Genomic DNA, 16,921 nt, shown 5'->3' on the forward strand with positions numbered 1-16,921 from the left:
CTCTGCATCGCTCGCCGTCCGGCGCGTGAGCAACGCCTGCGCCTCGCGCATGCATGTCGTTTTTGCATGCGCGAGGCAACACCGTTACATCGGGCCGAAAGCAGCCCCCCACCGCACGTCGATAACCATCGACCATCGCGTCTTCCCCCTTCCGCCACACCTATCCAGAGCCCGGTACACGCCGGCGTTTCATTCCTAGGCGCGCCGTGGCCGGATAGAATCACGGGCATTCCAATTCCGAACGCGTCAAGGCGCCCGTGGGAATGCGAATTGCTGGCAATGTTCAATTCGAGCACACGACGGTTCCGGTATGCACCGTCGCTTTTTCTGCAATCTGAATGACAGATCGACAATGACTATCCCCGAATCTCAACCGTTCTCCCGGCCTGGCGCGCCCCCTTCGAGCGCGATCTCTTCTCCTGGCGTCCGGGCCAACGTGGAAACGGGTGTGCCCGGCTTCGACGAGATCCTGGGTGGAGGTCTGCTCCGCGGCGGCGTCTATCTGCTCGAAGGGATGGCCGGGGCCGGCAAGACGATTCTGTCGAGCCAGATCGGCTTTCATCGTGTAAGCCAGGGCGAGAAGGTGTTGTACATGACCCTGATCGCCGAGTCGCACGACAAGCTGCTGGGACACCTCAAAGGCCTGAGCTTCTTCGATGAGACCGCCGTCGCGCAGCAAATGCTGTTCGTCTCCGGCTATCACGAGTTGATGCAGGAGGGTCTCGACGGCTTCCTCAAGCTGATTGCATCGAGCATCTACGACTATCGGCCGAGCCTGATGATCATCGACGGCTTTCGCAGCGCGCGCGAGTTCAGCGAAACCGAGCTGTCGTTGTCGAAGTTCATTCACGAGCTCAATGCGCTGGTCGCGGCCATGGATTGCACCACGTTGCTGCTCGCGCCGCTCTCCGGCAACGAACCGCATCCCGAGCACACGCTGGTCGACGGTCTGATCGAACTGAACCGCTACACCGACGGCATGCGCCGTGCCCGCGAAATCGAAGTGCACAAGATGCGCGCGCGCAACCATCTGATGGGCAAGCACTTCTTCCGCATCGCCGAAAGCGGGCTGCTGATGTACCCGCGCCTCGAAGCGCAATGCGCGATGAAGCCGGGTCCGGTGGATCTCACCACGCGCCTCGCCTTCGGCTTGCCGCGTCTGGACGATCTGCTCGGCGGCGGCTTCGCGCAAGGCTCGACGACCACGCTGATCGGACCGTCGGGGGTCGGCAAGACCATGCTTTGTTTGCAGTTCCTCGCGGCCGGCGTGGCGCGCGGCGAACGCTGCGTGTATCTCGGCTTCTACGAAGGACCGCAGCGGCTGATCGGCAAAGCCGAGGCGGTCTCGATCGCGTTGACCGAGGGGTACGAAGACGGCCGCCTCGTCGTCCAATGGCACCCGGCCATCGAGCTGGCCGTCGACGAACTCGCGGCCAACGCGCTTGCCACCGTCAACAGAATCGGCGCCTCGCGCATCGTGATCGACGGTGTGGAGGGCTTCCGCGATTCGGCGTTGCGCACCGAGCGCTTCGGCCTGTTCCTGAATGCGCTGCTGCATCAGCTTCGCGAAATCGGTGTCACGACGCTGCTGACCGAAGAACTGCCGCTTTACGCCGACCCCGGTTACGCGAAGAGTGTGCGGGTCTCGGCATTGACCGAGAACCTCGTGCTGCTGCGTTACGCGGAGTCCGGGACGGGTTTGCGGCGCATGATTTCCGTGGTCAAGCAGCGCGAAAGCGCGCATGACACTTCGCTGCGCGAACTGGTGATTTCGTCGCAAGGCCTCGACGTGACCGACAGTGGCGTGTCGGCCAACGCGTCCGCGGCGCAGGGCTTATCGGCCACGCTGCAGCCACGGCGCACGACGTAGCCGCTCATGAAAACCATTCTGGTCGTGGACGACGAGTTCGACATCCTCACGGTCTGGCGGCTGCTGCTGGAGCGGCACGGCTATACCGTGATGACGGCGTCGAATGGGGCCGCCGCGCTCGAACAGATACGCAGGACACGGCCCGACGTCATCGTGTCGGACTGCATGATGCCGGTCATGTCGGGACTGCTGCTGTGCGCGGCGCTATATGCCGACCCCGCTCTGCGCGACATTCCTATCATCCTGTGCAGCGCGGCCTCGGACATTCCCGTGCAGCCGAATCCCACCATCGCCTACGCGCGCAAGCCGCTTTCTTTCGACGCGCTGCTCGCGATGCTCGAACGCATGTCGGCCTGACGGCCGTCGTCGCGACGCAGCGGCAGGCGAATGCCGCGCCACGTGCGCCTAACCCTCCGGCCCTCGAGGCACCCCTCCCCAACCGCGATGAAACGGCGACCCGCGCAGATTGAGACGATCGCGCCATTTGTCGAGCCTTTGCCGCGTTCACCGATTGGACACCGCCTTTTACAGTGAGCCATCGGTCGCGCAACACCGGAACAGCGGAGCGCGTCGCAACTTTCGGAGGCTCGGTGATGAACAGCAATCGTGGGGCGGTTCCAGTTGCTTTCTTCGGGATCGCGGTGGGCGCGCTGGCGTTCGCCAATTTGTGGCGCGTGGCGCTCAGGGTATGGCATCTGCCCGCCGTGGCGGGAACCCTGCTGACAGTCGCGGCGCTCGCCGTGTGGCTCGTCGTTATGGCCGCGTACGGGCATAAGTGGCTCACGCAGGCCGCCGACGCCCGCGCGGAAATGCAGCATCCGGTGCAATCGTCGTTTGCGGCGCTCGGGCCGGTGTCGGGCCTGCTCGCCGCGCTCGCGCAACTGGCGCTCGGCGTGTATCTCCATGGACGGCTCTGGCAAGGCGGACGCAAGCCTGAACTGATCACGCCGGCCATTTATCTGCCGACCGTCGCGCCGAGCTTCGTCGCCGGGACGGCTGCCGCCGCCTTCGGTTTTCATCAGCTGGGAGAGCTGCTTTTCGGCGCCGGTGTGCTGTCATGGCTCGCACTCGAATCGCTGATCCTGCACCGCGCCGCCGTCCATGAGCCGCTGCCCGAAGCATTGCGCGCGATCCTCGGTGTGCAACTCGCGCCGCCGGTCGTCGGTGGCGTGACCTATCTGAGCCTGAGCAGCGGCACGCCTGCTCTGTTCGCACTGGTGTGAACAAACAATAGGGTTTGACACAAGCAGTTCCATAAAATCAGATACCTAGCGATTTTCCAGACTAAGGTTGGTGCAAATAAAGTTCGACACAAACGTCTCTCGACTCAATGGACGCAATGAACTTGTAACATTAGAGGTTGACACAAAAGGCCGGGCTTTCGCTACTCGTCTGCCGCACTTCACCGCGGTGTCGTACGCTTATCCTCTGTCGTTTGTCGTGGTAAGCAGGAGCCGCTTCGATGCGCTCTCACCTGACATGCGGGCCGCCATACAAACCGCGGCGGCTGAGACAGAGCGCCTGGAGTGGGAAGCGCTTCCTGAACGCGTCAAAGCCAATTACGCCGCCATGGAACGTGCCGGTGTCGATGTACACGAATCCGTTGGGGTGGCCCTTCGTCTTGCTATGCGTGCAGCAGGTGCCGCGCGCACGGCCAATTGGTTTGAGCAGGCGCCGTCCGACGCACGCGCACTGCTGGTCCGTTCGTCTCGGGAGGATGTCAGCGACCCCTGCGGCAAATCAATCGCCCGATAACGTTTCGAGTGGATCCCCTACCGGCCGGTGCCGCATCGTCGCGGAATAACCGTGCCGATGGGACCTACAGCAAATCGTTCTGTTGAGCTAGACGCGCGGCCTCGTTAATCCGGCTTGTGCCCATTCTCTCGTTTATTCGTGAGTACATGGAATAGATGCTCGCGACCGAGAGTCCCATGCTCTTCGCCACCTCCTGTGCCGGTTCCGCTATCAGCACCAGCCGAAGTGCAGTCAGATCGCGTTCCTCGAGTTCAAACTTGTCAACCATCAAGTTGCGCCGCGCCATCATGCGTACATCCAGAAGCGTCATTGCTATTGCGCGTAAGAGCGCCTGCCATTCAAACAGTCGCGCTTCCCCTCCATCTCCAACTTCGACTTCGCTCGCGACATGTAACACGCCAAGCAGCGATGTCCCGCGTGAATGTGCAGGGACGATCAGATTGCTGCGAAACCCGTATTGACGGGCCGTAGCGCACATAGCACGTTGGCCTGCACTGGTTATGTGGATGCTACTGCCCAGCGCTGGCATCGCATTGACCCGTGCGTACTGAAGATACGGGTCGTTGCTGTACCAATGGCGGTGCTGATAGATCTGAATCCACTCCGGGTTGCATCCAACGAGGAAGCGATAATCGGTCGTGAGTCCGTTCGTGTCCACGCGGAAGGAACTGAAGATAAACGAGGGAACCTGAAGCCGCGAGAAAATGGCTCTGAGCCGCGGATGGAGTTCTATGTCGTCGCTGCACTCGCCTAGCACATTGATTGCGGCCAGCACTTCCCCGATATTCGCTTGCATTCCCTGCACAGCCTTTTAGAAATATTAGGTTCGCTTATTCTTCTTGGCTTACAACCTGGCGAATTTTCTCTTGAATGGCACTATAGTGCCGTTCCAACTCCGCGAAATACGGGTCCGCAGTCAGATAGTCGTACGCGGCAGCTTGCGCATCCACCAAAACGGAGTGGATGAAGGATGTGTCATCCGCCTGAATAAGCTCTCGCTCAAGGAGGATCAGTGCGCCACGCACCAGTAGTCTCACGCTTACACGCTCCCGTCCGACCACGACTTCGGCAGCGTAAACAACAGTTTCCCGATTTTTCACTTACTGCGTCAGCCATGAGTTTTACTTATATAAGTTTAGCTTCTTCAAGGGCTCGCAACCTGTCTCAATAATTGAAAGGCCGCGTTCGCGTCGAGATGAGCGTCGAAGTACTCTAGTACCGATACCAACGAGTCGGGGGCTACCTTTGCAGGCAGCTCTTCCGATTCCAGCATAACTGTCCGCCCCGAATGTGTTACGCACCCGACTGCGAAGGCCAATATATCGGCCGAACATGACTGGGGTGCAATTACCACACCCCGGATCGGACTATTCTTGAGTATCTCAAACGCGCCAAAGGCGCCCGAGAAGGTGCCAAGCATCAGGCGCACACCCGTGCTGGCAAGTGCAACGGCGCGTTCTGCCGCGAGGACGGGCTCGTCAGAAAACGCGATTTCCGGGATTTCCAGCACAAATTCATGCGGCATAAATTCAAATCTCCGCATGAGTTCGCGAACGATGAAGGCACAGTCGACATTGAGAAACTGTTCTTTGTCCAGGGGATAGCTAAGTCGTGTAGGCTCAGTGCCGTCTTCGCGCCAGTTCGAGAGGGTGAGGCACATCTGAGCGAGGGCGAACTCAGTTATCGGTCCAAGCAGCCCGTTTTCTTCGTTGATGGACAGGGAGGATTTCACGGGCAGCAGGTAGCCGTTCTCCTCCTGGACGGCAACTTCGACACGAAAGCCTTCCACGCTCTTGCTGTGGGTCTCACGGACGGGGTAAAAGGCAAGCTGGAGACTTCCGTCGCTTAACGCACTGCGCACGCGTTGCTCGTTTTCAACCGCCCGCCGCCTGCTCACGCGCATCTCGTTTGAATAGTGTCGCCAGATCGTCTTGTGCGTGCTCGCCATCTGCGCCTTCGCGGCGTACATCGCCTCGTCGGCCTCGCGAATAAGCGTCGACACACTATTGTCACTGCATGCATGTATCGAGACTCCAATGCTTGCCTGAATATCAAAAACGCTTCCGCGCAGAGTAACCGCCGTCTCAAATATGGCGATAATCGCATCTATCACCTTGTGTGTCGCAGGATAGACGTCTGCATCGCTATCTTCAGGCGTCACAATCACAAGGAATTCATCGCCGCCAAACCGGCCGACAGTGTGAGGCGAAAGCCCTTGCCGAAGTCGCATGGAAATTTTCTTCAACAACTGGTCGCCGGCTTCGTGGCCGAGCGAGTCGTTAACCTGTTTAAGATTGCCCAAGTCGATGTAGACGACAGCGAGGCGGTTCAGGCGTGACTGCCTTGCCATTTCCTCGTTTAACCGCGCGAGTAAGCCATGGCGATTCCACAGATCCGTGAGTGTGTCAGTCTCGGAAAGAAGTCGAAGGCGGTCGCGACTCTTGAAGAGGCGATGTACGAGTACCGATATCGCGATCACGAATATCGCGAATAAGAAAGATAGCAAGGCGGTGCTCGTGAGATACACCGATTTCATGTTGTTATAGGGCGTCAGCGCATCCGAACGACAAAGGGACACCTCGACGTGAAGCGGATAGCCCGGGACGGTCCGCTGCGCAGTTATCTGGTCCGCAGGTTTCCAGGCGGGTTCTCGACTATCGCGACCTTTCGCCTGCTTGTCTGTTGCCGTCTCCTCGGTCCCGTCATCGGAAAGCTTTGAGCCGTCCTGTAGGAAGACAGCCGCCGAGCCGTTCTCCCCGAGCGCGGCTACGTCAGTAAATCCGCGTGTGAGGTAGCCTCGGTCCTCGGAGACGACCACCACGCCCGCGAATTTTCCGTCCTTTGTCTCCAGCCGACGCGTCAGTTGAACTGTCCATCTCCCGGAGACTCGGCCGAGCACCGGTTTGCTGATGTAGAGTCCATGGACATCAGTGTTCCGATGGACCGCAAAGTGCTTGCGGTCAGTAATGTAAACGCCGCCGGCGTAGGGGATAGTGCTTTGTAGGATACGTCCGGCGGGGTCGACAATCGAGACTTGGGCCGCAGTTTCTCTCGTGAAAAAACCCACGTCTTGCAGCGTCTTTAGGTTGACTGACGCTGGGTCTTTTTCAAATTGAAGTTTCACCACGAGCGCGATGACATCCACATCGTGAATCGTGGTCTCCGTGTGCTGGACCAGAGCATCAGCTAAGACATCTGCCTTGGCCTGAGCCGCCTGTAACACCTCCACCCTTTCCGTAGATAGCCGGGTCAGCACGCCAATCCAGACGACGGCGAGTACCAGGACGCCCACGGCTGGAATCAGGATAACGCTTCGAAACTGGCGTTTTGCGGAAGGGTTTTTGGACATGTCGCCAATCGTTCGGTACAGGCTCTGGCGATTGTACAGAATGCGCCGAGCTATTCTGGTGAGAAGCGCCCCACCGCAAAGGGGCGTCTTCCGGGCACGCGCTAAAAAGCGCGTCAGCGCGGCTGGGGAAAGCCCTTGCACTGCCGCCATAGGTTGAGGAACGGCCGGATACTGACACTCGCATAAAGTCCTGCGACCGTGTACGGCTCTGCCTCAATAAAAGCGTTCGCCTCCTCGAGAGTCTCAAAATCTAGCACAAGCAAGCTACCAACCGGTGTCACCCCGTCGTCCGCCAGCAGCGGCCCCGCGAAGGCAAACTGTTCTGAGAATTTCGCGAGGTACTCGCGGTGTGCTGGGCGTAGCGTCGGTCTCAGGTCTGTTCCTGGCGCGTCGATGTTATAGAACGAGTAAAGCATCGTTAAACGGCCCTCTCTATGTAAATGTTTCTTCCTCGCGTTTCGACCAGACACATCCCGGCCAGCAGACCGACTCCGGATACCGCGGCCAATAGTGCGACTGAATAAGTCATCCCCTGCATACCAAACCGGTCTATCAGCGAGCCAATCAGCGGCTGCAGGATTGCCGCAGCCATGAACATGCTGGTATTCGTGACCCCGATAGCCATGCCCGCTGAGTTCGGATCGTTCACCTCTTTGGCGATGGCCCAGATGAGCGTGTAACTGGTGGAGGCCATACCTTGAATCGCGAATACGACATAGCTCTCGCCAGAGAACGTGTTCATCGGACCCAACATGGGCACCCACGAGACGAGATAGACAGTTCCCAGGATCAGCAGCAGCCCCTTGCGGTTACCCAGCCGATCGGACGCCCGCCCCAAGAAGAGTGCCGTAACCGAATGACAGAGAATCATGACAAGGACATGCATGGACGCCTCGCCCTTACTTAGACCGATGAATTTGACGAGATACGGTACTGCCCATAGGCTGGTGAATGCGAAGAACGTCCCGCAAATGCCAAATCCCACCCAAAAGCACGGCCATGTACGTGCGTTGGTAACCACATCGCGCAACTGCCGGACCCACGACGGCCGGGAACGCGGAGGAACGCTGGGTTGACCGTCCGGGTGCGGCAGTCCAAGGTCGGCGGGCTTGTCCCGCACGAACACTGCGATGAGCGCTCCGGCTACGAGGGTGAGACCGCCGATGCCGCCAATGACGACGCGCCAGCTAACGACCTGAGACATCATCTGTAGCGGCGCAGTCGACAATATCGATCCCAGGTTACCAAAGAGCAGGGTAAGTCCACTCAGCGTCGCAAACTGCCGTGCCGAGAACCAAGAAGCGTTCAATCGCAGCAACGCGACAAACGGGACGGCAGCTCCAAGACCAATGAGTCCACGTCCGATGCACGCGACTTCGACAGTGTGAGCGCTCGCGAAGACGAATGCGCCGAGTGCCGCCGTCACGCAGCCGGCCACCAGTATCCGCCGCGGCCCCAAGGTATCAGCAATAACGCCGGTCGGAATCTGCATAGCCATCACGGCAAAGAAGAAAACTGCCGTGATAGATCCGAGTTCCGTGCTGGTCGCGGAGAATGCCTTTTGTAGCTCAATCGATAGTGCTGCAGGTGCAACTCGATGAAAGAACGACACCATGTATGCCACAATCGTAAGCCAGAATGCAGTCCACTGTGCGAGTCGTAGTCTTCGTTGGGCGTTCGCTTCCATTGGAGACCCTTTCACGCAGCCACCGCAGCCGGTACCGCCGTCGCAATAGCGTGCTCTTTCACGTAATAGTGGATTTCGAGAAGCATGCAACCGCTTTCCGACTTAAATGGGCCATGGAACGCGCCAGGCGGGCGGCACGCATATGTGTTGGGACCAAACGGTGTCCCGCCTTGCCCGTTCGCGTCGTTGCCAACAGTCAGGTCACCCTGCACGAGATAGACTTCTTCCCAGTACGCGTGCACAAACGGGGCGGTCGTATAATTGCCCGCTGCGAAGCGCAGCAGTCGGGTTCTGCAGCCGGTGGCGGTTTCCGGGGAAAGAGAGCCACAAAGAATTTTCTCCTCGATTCCTTGCGGATAGCCCGAAGGCACGCTCCAGCCTTCATTCAGGTCCAGCGAGACAAACTCAAGATGCGGCTTCAGCATTGATGTTCTCCTATTAAAGAACTTTGATTTGATATTCACAGGCAAGAGTGCGACCCAGTACCGGGTCGTGCAGCTCGACGCGGAAGAACTCGGCTCCAATCACGGTGCCCTTGACGGGCACGTTCCCCCGAAGAGGAAGTTGCCGTGGTCGAATGGCACCTCGAGCCTTGAGAGCAATTCCCGCGGGTGCAACAACTCGGCTACAGACCCTTCCTGATATAACCGCTCGATGCCATCCGTTGTGGCGAAGCTGCGCAGGACCAGTTGGTTCCAATGGTCCTCCACTTCGTCGAATCGCCAGCGGTCGCCACTCAAGGGCTTTGCGCAGACCTGTTTGGAAAGCGCTACGTCATGGGTCTCGAGCGCCCGGTCAGTGTGGTCTGAGCCGACCGTGACGTACAGTTGGCCGTCTGCATTAAAAAGGCAAAACTCCTCCTCGCCGCTTGAGCTAGCCCCGACGGCCTCGATGACCGGTTCAGTCGTGAGCAAGGGCGCGAGCCACGCGGTAAAGCGTCGGAATCTGTTTAGGCGGCGCAACGCCGATCGCCGCGAGTTCATCGATGTGGTGTTGAACGGCCTCCGAATTCCGGCCGGTCCATCCGGCTATGGTGAGATCTATCGCGACCAGCTGTATCGTGCGGCTAATGTCGCTCTGTTCAGTGAATTTGTGGACGTTCACGGTTTAGATTGCGCGGAGAATGGCGGTGGCCGCGTCGAGCGTTTCTTCTTTCTTGGCGAAACAGAACCGCAGGAGCTTCGACTTCGCATACTGAGAGCCGAAGCCGGACATCGGCAGCCCGGCAACACCGTGGCATTCGATGAGATGGTTCGCAAACTCCGTATCCGGAAGTTCGGATATCGCCGAATAGTCGACCATCTGGAAATAGCCGCCGCCGGTTGGCATGAAGCTGAAGCGCGAGCTACCCAATCCCTCAAGGAAGCGATTGCGCTTCTGAAGAAATAGTTGCGGCAAATCGCAATACGCGGCGTCATCCAGTACGGCAGCCATAGCTTGCTGCAGCGGCGTGGGCGCAGCGTACGTGTTGAACTGGAGAACCTTGCGGATTTCGTTGGTCAAGGCTGTCGCACCGATTGCGTATCCAATTCTCCAGCCGGTAACGTGCATTGTTTTGCCGAGCGATCCCACCACGACAGTTCTCTCGCGCAGTCGTGCATCCGACATCGCCGTAATGTGCTGTTGTGGGGCAAAGACTCCGTTGCAAATATCAAGCGCATATCTTTTCCTGAGGGTGTCGGCTCACATTGCTTCGTGTGCTTCGCAGGTTTACCGTGCCGCGAAGTTTAGGGGGCAGGTCTCCAAGAAATCACGGCATCCAATTCCCATTGACAATCGATTGCCGAACTGGAAGAAGGCCGGGCAATGATTCGACGATTCCCCGCTCATTGCTCAGTCTCAAGCTACGACCAATGGGCTGCCAGCGAATGCTGCGCTTAGCTCGGCCGCAGGTCGAGAGTCCACATGCACCCCAAGGTTATGCAGATTCTCGAAGATGATTTGCTCCTGATAGGGTGCGACTGCAGCGAGCTGATATTCGACGGACCTGCCGGCCTGACGAATTGCATCCTGCTGCGTTACAGATAGCCGCCTAAACGTGCGCGCCGAGATCAGCAGAGCGCACGCAGATCGGGGATAACGGACCGCGGAAAAGTAACGGAAATGCTGTGATAGCGAAAGAGAGGTCGCCTCGTCGCCAGAACACAGCACCGCGTCCATTTCCTTGGCGACTATGCTCTCCCTTGCACGACACCAATCAGCGGTTACCGGCTCCGCGCCGAGTTGCCGCAGCAATACGCCCGACTCAAAATCAAACACGCACACCCGCACGCCCTTAAGGTCACCAACGCTCGTGATGGCGCGCTTCGTCCAAAGCCCTCCAGCCGGTGCCGGGGCCGCTGCGAGTAAAACTAGCGAGTCCCTCGCAACCGCGTGGCTTGCAGACCTGCCCATATTCGACGCATACCGTGACGCCGCTTCCCCGCCGTCGGTGGGTGCGTACTGGCAGTGATGTACGAGAATTGCAGTACCGTCCAGTTTCCCCCGCCTCACTTCTTTCAGGATATTGAGAGACGAGGCTTGCCAGTCATATAAAGGGACAACATTGAAGAGCGGCTGGTCGGGCTCATTGAATATGCCGGCGAAAATCCGCACGGCTTGTGCCGGTAACGATGCCGTGCAGAACTCAGTCATAAAGGTGAAATGCATGGTTGGCCCTGTCGTGCGGCGATGTCGCCAAGTCTTAGCGCATCGTACACACGGCAGATCACGAAAACACCGGCGTAGTTTGTGATTGACTCTCGGCACCAAACTAGGTAGAAGCCGATTCCTCTGAGACGGCCATTCAATATGGCTGCGATGGAAAACGAGCGACAAGATCTATGCAGCCCGCATAGCAGGAAGCATGTTCACCGAAGCCGTGAGCGCGCCCATCTATAGCTCCGATACCTTGCGCTGATAGGCACGGCCACCAATCGCTCGCCCCCGCCACGCCGGTGGACCATCCCATCTCTGCACAATGCCCACTCGGCAAGCCTTTTGCGGGACATCGATCTGTGCAGTGCATGACGGCAACGACGTCCAGCTACAATGCTCAGCAATGGCTCGCACGGCGTTACGCCCAACTCTTGACCACCGCCGCATCCCCACCGAAAGTGGCTCCCCCCGCGCACTCAGTACCCCGTACTCCCCATCAGACCCTTGCGCCCGGAAACGCCACACGATTCCGTTTTCTCCGCCACCCGTCCTGTACCCGGGTAGCGCTCGCGATGTCTCTACGCGTATTTCGCCTGCCTCGACCAATCGCCGTTTGCTGGCGCTTGGCGCTGCTCGAGGCGCGGCGTGTGGCTTGGCCTCGCGGTGCGTGTCGGAGTGGCTGACGGCAGCGGGGATGACATTGGTTTGTCTGATCCGGCCGATCCGGGAAAGCAACGGTTTGGGTGTTACGGCGATCGCCTTGGGCACGGCAGTGCTATTGCTGGTCGCGCATGAGCGTCTGGATGGATCGACGATTCGACGCGCGCATGCGCAGCATTCGAAGGGTTCGGCAAGCTGGGCTAGGAACTGTATCTTTTTCACCCCATCGTTCTTAGTATGTTACAGACGAATTTTTCTTCTTCTGACGTGACAGGGAATGAGAAGCTAGAGCTCTTGGCTGGCTAACTATCTACTCCTTTCTGCCTATCTGAGCATGTCCATCGGACGAATCTACGCAGCCCTGTCGAATCGCATCATTCGCCACGAAGGCCGGCGACGATGCCGATAAGCAAGGCGAGGACGTACACGACATAGTGGACTCCGAATGAGGGCAATGATGCACGGTTGGACAAGCCGACGGCTTACCTGGACGAACGTCGGCAGTATGTGTCGAGCGTTTCACCTGGACAGTCAACTTCTCACCGCATCCATCGAGGCAATCGGCCGTTGTCGGCGCGGTTGCCCTCGGGGGGTTGCCCCCTTTCGGTGTGATCTTAGTGTTGCACAATTCGACTGCTGAAAACGCGGGCCAGCCTGCGCCAGCATCGAACTCGTTCGGATCATGCGCGCCGGATAGACTCCGCCACCAGCGCGCCGACATTCGCAATCGCCGCATTGCTGCGGGCCGCGTCGCCGTCCGCTTCGGTCAGATAGACGGTCACCAGGACCGGCCCACGGCCGGGCGGCCACAGGATCGCGATGTCGTTGGCGGTGCCGCGCTCGCCGGTGCCGGTTTTATCGCCGACGCCCCAGTCCTCCGGCAGCTTCGCGCGCAGCCGTGAACCGCCGGTCTGGTTAGCCACGAGCCACGCCAGCAATTGCGTCCGCGATGCCGCCGACAGATGCTCGCCCAGCACGAGCTCGCGCAGGTTGCCGAGCATCGCGTTGGGCGTGGTGGTGTCGCGCGGATCGCCGGGAATCGCTTCGTTCAGCGTGGGCTCGATACGGTCCAGCCGCGTGATGCCATCGCCCAGGCTGCGTGCGAATGCGGTGACCGCCGCCGGGCCGCCGAAGCTCGCGAGCAGCAGATTGGCCGCGGTGTTGTCGCTGAGCGTAAGCGCCGCCTTGCACAATTCGCCGACGCTCATCCCCGCGTCGCCGGTCAGTTCGCGAGTATGCCGGCTCGTGCCCGGCGAATTCGGCACGAGATCGCTGGCGGAGAACACCACGCGCCGCTGCAAATCTTCCTGCCCGCGATCCACCCGCGTCAGCACCGCCCCCGCCGCCAGCAGCTTGAAGGTGCTGCACATCGGGAAGCGCTCGTCCGCGCGCAAACCGGCGTGCAAACTGGTGGTCGTGTCGACGATCGACACGCCCAGCCGCCCTCCGCTTGCCGCCTCGATCCGCGCGAGCCGCTCGCGGATCGCCTCGGCGTCCGCCAGCTCACGCCCACGCGCGGGGCCACCCGCCTTTATCGTCTTTCCCCACGCGCCTGCGCTGCCAAGCGCAACTCCAGCTATCGAAGCACCCAGCACCGCGCCCGCGAACTTCCGTCTCGTAATCATCGCCGCTCCTTCTGTGAAGCCGCCACTATCCGTTTTCCACCCGGCGCTGACAAACGATGATAAGTTAGCCGACTCACAAGAAAATCTTATGTCTTCATCATGAGACCGCGTCTTCCACTGAACGCGCTGCGCGCCTTCGAATCGTCCGCGAGACATCTGAGCTTTACGCGCGCCGCGCTCGAACTGAACGTCACCCAGGCCGCCGTCAGCCAACAGGTCCGCGCGCTCGAGGAACGCCTGGGCACTGCGCTTTTCAAGCGTCTGCCGCGCGGCCTTGCGATGACCGACGAAGGCCTCGCGCTGCGTCCGGTTCTGAGCGACGCTTTCGATCGCATCGAAGCGGTGCTCAAGCAATTCGAAGGCGGGCATTTTCATGAGGTGCTGACGGTCGGCGTGGTTGGCACGTTCGCGGTGGGTTGGCTGATGCCGCGCCTCAGATCGTTTCGCGAGGCGCATCCGTTCGTCGAACTGCGGCTGCTGACGAACAACAACCTCGTCGATCTCGCCACCGAAGGGCTCGACTTCGCGATCCGCTTCGGCGACGGCACGTGGCCCGGCTCGCTCGCCACCCGGCTGCTCGATGCGCCGCTCGCACTGCTATGCACACCGGAGATCGCCGCGCGTCTGTCGAAGCCCGACGATCTGGCGGAAGAAACCCTGCTGCGTTCGTATCGCCCGGACGACTGGATGAACTGGTTCAACGCCGCCGGCATTCCGCCGCGGCCGGTTCGCGGGCCCGTGTTCGATTCGTCACGCCTGATGGTGGAGGCGGCGATGCAAGGCGCGGGAATCGCGCTCGCGCCGGCGCTGATGTTCGATCACGAGGTCGACACGGGGCGCCTCGTGCGTCCGTTCGATGTGGAAGTCCACGCCGGCAGCTACTGGCTGACCTGTCTGAAGGGCAAGCCGATGACGCCGGCGATGCTGCTGTTCAGTCAATGGCTCGTCAACGAAGCGGGACGGCACGCGCCGGATCAGCACAGCGCGTTGCGGCGATGACCGTTCATCGCGGGCCGTTCGGCCTGCGGCGGGAATACGTTCCACGAACCGTCGTCGTGACGGAAGAAGAAGATCGACAGCAGGCCGCCCGGCCGCAACGCTTCGACGCACACATAGCGTTGCGAAGCGCGGTGGCAGAACCGCACGACGCGCGCGGGCATCGACGGGGTGGGTGCGAGCCATTTGTCGACGGCCCAGTGCAAGGTCTTTTCTGCGGCAACCATGATGCTCTCCTTGAATCCTGTCGCGTTTGAATCGTTAAACCGTTGAGTCGTTGACGGCGTCGTTGCGCTTTACGCCAGTTGCGCGGCCACGTGGGCGCCCTTCGCACCGCTTTCGACGAGAACCTTCACCAGACACACCAGCGCAAGCACACCGGCGCTCGGATGACGCAGGCAGCCATGCACCTGTTCGCTGCGGCTTTCACCGAGCAGGCACCATGCGCAGAAGTGTTCGCAGTTGTTGGTCAGCAGGCGGTAGCGGTTTTCGCCGAGACGGGAGCGCGCGCGGCGCACGGCTTCGTCGCCGACGTAGCGGGCGCTCGGGGTCGACCGGATCGACAGCGGCTGGCCGGCGGCGAAGCGCGCGAGTTCCACTTCCTCGACCGGGCCGCGATGCGCGGAACTCGCGAAGCCCGCGTAGTGGACCACGCGGCCATTGCCCACATAGATGCCGTGGTGTTCGTAGCCGCGCCGTTGCGTGACGAGATGCGCGCCGATCGGCAGATCGATGGTGGACGTTGCAGGCTGGCGCGCTTCGTCGCCCGTACTGCTCGTTTGAAGAAGAGGGGTGTTCATGGCTGGCCTCGGTTCGATTTCCAACACTGTTGCGAGGTCTTTTGCATCATCCGGGCCATGCGCGCGAAAGCCTTTATTTAAGGCACTTCCTAGTCTCGAGGTGGGATGCGGAACGGTCCGGGTGTCAGCCGCGAGCCGACAGAATTCGTCCCGATGTGTTGGTACGCGACGCTCAATGATGGCTGCCCGGCGTGCCGCTTTCCGCTGTAGTTCCATGCGTCGACGTGCGGCCGGAAGCAATCCGAATGTGTTGGGTCATACACCGCTGCGCGGGAGCGTTTGTTGGCTGCAGGCCGACCGACCAGCGCCCCGCGCAACCCGGCGCTGCGCGAGCAAGTGCACGGAATCGCCGTGCAATCAACGCGTTACGACAAAGTCGTGGATGCGGTCCGCAAAGTGGCATGGCACTTGCACCATCACGTCCAGATCCTTTTAAACCGCGCGCGCAACCGGCGCGGCAACCGGAGAAACGTCATGGCTTGCATCACACTCAACGACCTCACGCTGAACCTCGCGCTCGACCGTAAAGCGATGGCGGCGATTCGCGGCGGCGGTGGTGCGCCGTGGGTCTATGGCTGGATTCAGCCGTATGTGCGCAACACGCCGAGCATGGGACCCGTCGTGAACCTGTACGAGGTGTCCAACAACTTCTATGCTAACCAGATGATCAACCAGTTTCAGTCGGTCGATGTCTACAACACGGGGGCGAATTCGAACATCGCTGTCTCCCCCGACGCACGCAGCAGAAACGATACGGTGTAGCCGTTGTGATTTGTGCGAGCCAATTTCGCTGGACGTCGTCCGCGCGTTCCGACGCCGGACGCGTCCGCGAGATCAACGAAGATGCCTGCCTCGACCAGCCCGAACCCGGCCGCTGGGCCGTCGCCGATGGCATGGGCGGGCACGCGGTCGGCGATCTCGCAAGCCGTCTCGTGATCGATGCGTTGAGCCGGCTCGCGGCGCCGCTCAGCATGAAATCGCTGATTGCCGACGCGCGCACGCGGCTGCAAACCGCCAATCGTCAACTGCGCGACGAAGCCGTGCGCCGCCAAGTGCAGCGCATCGGCAGCACCGTCGCCGTGCTGCTCGCTTGCGATCGCTTTTGCGGCTACCTGTGGGCGGGTGACAGTCGCATCTATCTGTATCGCGCAGGACAGTTGCGGCAACTCACGCGCGATCATAGTCAGGTGGAAGAACTCAAGTCACTCGGCGTAATCACCGACGAAGAGGCGCGGCATCATCCGGCGCAGCATATGATCACGCGCGCGGTGGGCGCGACGGACCTGCTCGAACTCGACGACGATGCGATCGAAGTCGCCGACGGCGACGTCTTCCTGCTCTGCAGCGACGGCCTGAGCAACGAGTTGAGCGACGACGAAATCATCTCGGTGCTGACCTCGGCGCAACGTGAGAACGCGTCCGAGCAACTGGTCGAATTGGCGCTCGCGCGCGGCGGACGTGACAATATCACCGCGGTGGTCGTGCAGGCGGAAGATCCGAATGCGTCCGACAAGACCTTGCTGAATCCGTCGCCCTGAAGTT

19 protein-coding genes and 1 pseudogene are annotated in these 16,921 nt (G+C 60.3%); 7 read left to right on the forward strand and 13 right to left on the reverse strand.

The features are described from left to right. Positions 1 to 352 precede the first annotated feature (352 nt). The 4 genes and pseudogenes from HV770_RS22115 (at position 353) to HV770_RS39810 (ending at position 3,625) form a co-directional block, all read left to right on the forward strand. A complete protein-coding gene (locus HV770_RS22115) occupies positions 353 to 1,870 on the forward strand; it encodes an ATPase domain-containing protein (protein WP_246291078.1) in 1,518 nt (505 codons plus the stop codon). A gap of 6 nt (positions 1,871 to 1,876) precedes the next feature. Next, entirely contained in the window at positions 1,877 to 2,227 is a 351-nt protein-coding gene (locus HV770_RS22120; RefSeq protein WP_175162951.1) for a response regulator, read from the forward strand. Between the two features lie 236 nt (positions 2,228 to 2,463). Next, positions 2,464 to 3,087: pseudogene (locus HV770_RS22125) on the forward strand (SLAC1 family transporter); the annotation flags it as partial. Positions 3,088 to 3,280: 193 nt separating this feature from the next. After that, a complete protein-coding gene (locus tag HV770_RS39810; protein WP_425497464.1) occupies positions 3,281 to 3,625 on the forward strand; it encodes a type 2 periplasmic-binding domain-containing protein in 345 nt (114 codons plus the stop codon). A gap of 64 nt (positions 3,626 to 3,689) precedes the next feature. Here HV770_RS39810 and HV770_RS22135 read toward each other — a convergent pair whose 3' ends face one another. The 11 genes from HV770_RS22135 to bla all read right to left on the reverse strand — a co-directional run bounded on the left by HV770_RS22135 (position 3,690) and on the right by bla (position 13,583). Next, a complete protein-coding gene (locus tag HV770_RS22135; RefSeq protein ID WP_175162955.1) occupies positions 3,690 to 4,421 on the reverse strand; it encodes an autoinducer binding domain-containing protein in 732 nt (243 codons plus the stop codon). Positions 4,422 to 4,455: 34 nt separating this feature from the next. After that, positions 4,456 to 4,725 carry a hypothetical protein gene (locus HV770_RS22140; RefSeq protein ID WP_175162957.1) on the reverse strand — a complete coding sequence of 90 codons (270 nt, stop codon included), beginning with the start codon at positions 4,723 to 4,725 and terminating at the stop codon, positions 4,456 to 4,458. A 44-nt stretch (positions 4,726 to 4,769) separates the two neighbouring features. Then, a complete protein-coding gene (locus HV770_RS22145; protein ID WP_175162959.1) occupies positions 4,770 to 6,974 on the reverse strand; it encodes a sensor domain-containing diguanylate cyclase in 2,205 nt (734 codons plus the stop codon). 113 nt (positions 6,975 to 7,087) lie between these two features. Beyond that, on the reverse strand, positions 7,088 to 7,390 hold the full coding sequence (locus HV770_RS22150; RefSeq protein ID WP_175162961.1) for a YciI family protein: 303 nt from the start codon (positions 7,388 to 7,390) through the stop codon (positions 7,088 to 7,090). Between the two features lie 2 nt (positions 7,391 to 7,392). Continuing rightward, the gene (locus tag HV770_RS22155; protein WP_175162963.1) at positions 7,393 to 8,589 is read right to left on the reverse strand and encodes an MFS transporter; all 1,197 of its coding nucleotides are present in this window, start codon (positions 8,587 to 8,589) and stop codon (positions 7,393 to 7,395) included. A gap of 83 nt (positions 8,590 to 8,672) precedes the next feature. Continuing rightward, complete coding sequence (locus HV770_RS22160; RefSeq protein WP_175162965.1) at positions 8,673 to 9,086, reverse strand: cupin domain-containing protein; 414 nt, start codon at positions 9,084 to 9,086, stop codon at positions 8,673 to 8,675. A gap of 99 nt (positions 9,087 to 9,185) precedes the next feature. Beyond that, on the reverse strand, positions 9,186 to 9,575 hold the full coding sequence (locus HV770_RS38810) for a DUF2848 family protein (protein WP_246291080.1): 390 nt from the start codon (positions 9,573 to 9,575) through the stop codon (positions 9,186 to 9,188). After that, entirely contained in the window at positions 9,562 to 9,765 is a 204-nt protein-coding gene (locus HV770_RS38815; protein ID WP_246291082.1) for a DUF2848 family protein, read from the reverse strand. The genes HV770_RS38810 and HV770_RS38815 overlap by 14 nt, the downstream gene beginning before the upstream one ends. 3 nt (positions 9,766 to 9,768) lie before the next feature. Then, the gene (locus HV770_RS22170; protein ID WP_175162967.1) at positions 9,769 to 10,269 is read right to left on the reverse strand and encodes an aminotransferase class I/II-fold pyridoxal phosphate-dependent enzyme; all 501 of its coding nucleotides are present in this window, start codon (positions 10,267 to 10,269) and stop codon (positions 9,769 to 9,771) included. 231 nt (positions 10,270 to 10,500) lie between these two features. Further along, a complete protein-coding gene (locus tag HV770_RS22175; protein ID WP_175162968.1) occupies positions 10,501 to 11,310 on the reverse strand; it encodes a type 2 periplasmic-binding domain-containing protein in 810 nt (269 codons plus the stop codon). Between the two features lie 1,328 nt (positions 11,311 to 12,638). Further along, positions 12,639 to 13,583, reverse strand: coding sequence for a class A beta-lactamase (gene bla, locus HV770_RS22180; protein WP_175162970.1), 945 nt, complete (start codon positions 13,581 to 13,583; stop codon positions 12,639 to 12,641). A gap of 99 nt (positions 13,584 to 13,682) precedes the next feature. Here bla and HV770_RS22185 point away from each other — a divergent pair, with 99 nt between their 5' ends. After that, the gene (locus HV770_RS22185; RefSeq protein WP_175162972.1) at positions 13,683 to 14,582 is read left to right on the forward strand and encodes a LysR family transcriptional regulator; all 900 of its coding nucleotides are present in this window, start codon (positions 13,683 to 13,685) and stop codon (positions 14,580 to 14,582) included. Here the strand turns inward: HV770_RS22185 and HV770_RS22190 are convergent. Beyond that, the gene (locus HV770_RS22190; protein WP_175162974.1) at positions 14,558 to 14,806 is read right to left on the reverse strand and encodes a hypothetical protein; all 249 of its coding nucleotides are present in this window, start codon (positions 14,804 to 14,806) and stop codon (positions 14,558 to 14,560) included. The genes HV770_RS22185 and HV770_RS22190 overlap by 25 nt on opposite strands. Positions 14,807 to 14,875: 69 nt before the next feature. After that, positions 14,876 to 15,379, reverse strand: a complete 504-nt coding sequence (locus HV770_RS22195; protein ID WP_175162977.1) for a lecithin retinol acyltransferase family protein — start codon at positions 15,377 to 15,379, stop codon at positions 14,876 to 14,878. Between the two features lie 474 nt (positions 15,380 to 15,853). Here HV770_RS22195 and HV770_RS22200 point away from each other — a divergent pair, with 474 nt between their 5' ends. Both HV770_RS22200 and HV770_RS22205 read left to right on the forward strand, forming a co-directional pair. After that, positions 15,854 to 16,141, forward strand: coding sequence for a hypothetical protein (locus HV770_RS22200; RefSeq protein WP_121323646.1), 288 nt, complete (start codon positions 15,854 to 15,856; stop codon positions 16,139 to 16,141). A gap of 5 nt (positions 16,142 to 16,146) precedes the next feature. Beyond that, positions 16,147 to 16,917, forward strand: coding sequence for a PP2C family protein-serine/threonine phosphatase (locus HV770_RS22205; RefSeq protein ID WP_175162979.1), 771 nt, complete (start codon positions 16,147 to 16,149; stop codon positions 16,915 to 16,917). Positions 16,918 to 16,921 lie beyond the last annotated feature (4 nt).

It is taken from the genome of Paraburkholderia fynbosensis (assembly GCF_902859935.1).
GTDB classification, from domain to species: domain Bacteria; phylum Pseudomonadota; class Gammaproteobacteria; order Burkholderiales; family Burkholderiaceae; genus Paraburkholderia; species Paraburkholderia fynbosensis.

What these genes read in the sequence shown, in the direction of transcription:
- HV770_RS22115 (WP_246291078.1), top strand. Translation starts at nt 353, where the DNA reads ATGACTATCCCCGAATCTCAACCGTTCTCCCGGCCTGGCGCGCCCCCT.
- HV770_RS22120 (WP_175162951.1), top strand. Translation starts at nt 1,877, where the DNA reads ATGAAAACCATTCTGGTCGTGGACGACGAGTTCGACATCCTCACGGTC.
- HV770_RS22135 (WP_175162955.1), bottom strand. Translation starts at nt 4,421, where the DNA reads ATGCAAGCGAATATCGGGGAAGTGCTGGCCGCAATCAATGTGCTAGGC.
- HV770_RS22145 (WP_175162959.1), bottom strand. Translation starts at nt 6,974, where the DNA reads ATGTCCAAAAACCCTTCCGCAAAACGCCAGTTTCGAAGCGTTATCCTG.
- HV770_RS22150 (WP_175162961.1), bottom strand. Translation starts at nt 7,390, where the DNA reads ATGCTTTACTCGTTCTATAACATCGACGCGCCAGGAACAGACCTGAGA.
- HV770_RS22155 (WP_175162963.1), bottom strand. Translation starts at nt 8,589, where the DNA reads ATGGTGTCGTTCTTTCATCGAGTTGCACCTGCAGCACTATCGATTGAG.
- HV770_RS22160 (WP_175162965.1), bottom strand. Translation starts at nt 9,086, where the DNA reads ATGCTGAAGCCGCATCTTGAGTTTGTCTCGCTGGACCTGAATGAAGGC.
- HV770_RS22170 (WP_175162967.1), bottom strand. Translation starts at nt 10,269, where the DNA reads ATGTCGGATGCACGACTGCGCGAGAGAACTGTCGTGGTGGGATCGCTC.
- HV770_RS22175 (WP_175162968.1), bottom strand. Translation starts at nt 11,310, where the DNA reads ATGCATTTCACCTTTATGACTGAGTTCTGCACGGCATCGTTACCGGCA.
- bla (WP_175162970.1), bottom strand. Translation starts at nt 13,583, where the DNA reads ATGATTACGAGACGGAAGTTCGCGGGCGCGGTGCTGGGTGCTTCGATA.
- HV770_RS22185 (WP_175162972.1), top strand. Translation starts at nt 13,683, where the DNA reads ATGAGACCGCGTCTTCCACTGAACGCGCTGCGCGCCTTCGAATCGTCC.
- HV770_RS22190 (WP_175162974.1), bottom strand. Translation starts at nt 14,806, where the DNA reads ATGGTTGCCGCAGAAAAGACCTTGCACTGGGCCGTCGACAAATGGCTC.
- HV770_RS22195 (WP_175162977.1), bottom strand. Translation starts at nt 15,379, where the DNA reads ATGAACACCCCTCTTCTTCAAACGAGCAGTACGGGCGACGAAGCGCGC.
- HV770_RS22200 (WP_121323646.1), top strand. Translation starts at nt 15,854, where the DNA reads ATGGCTTGCATCACACTCAACGACCTCACGCTGAACCTCGCGCTCGAC.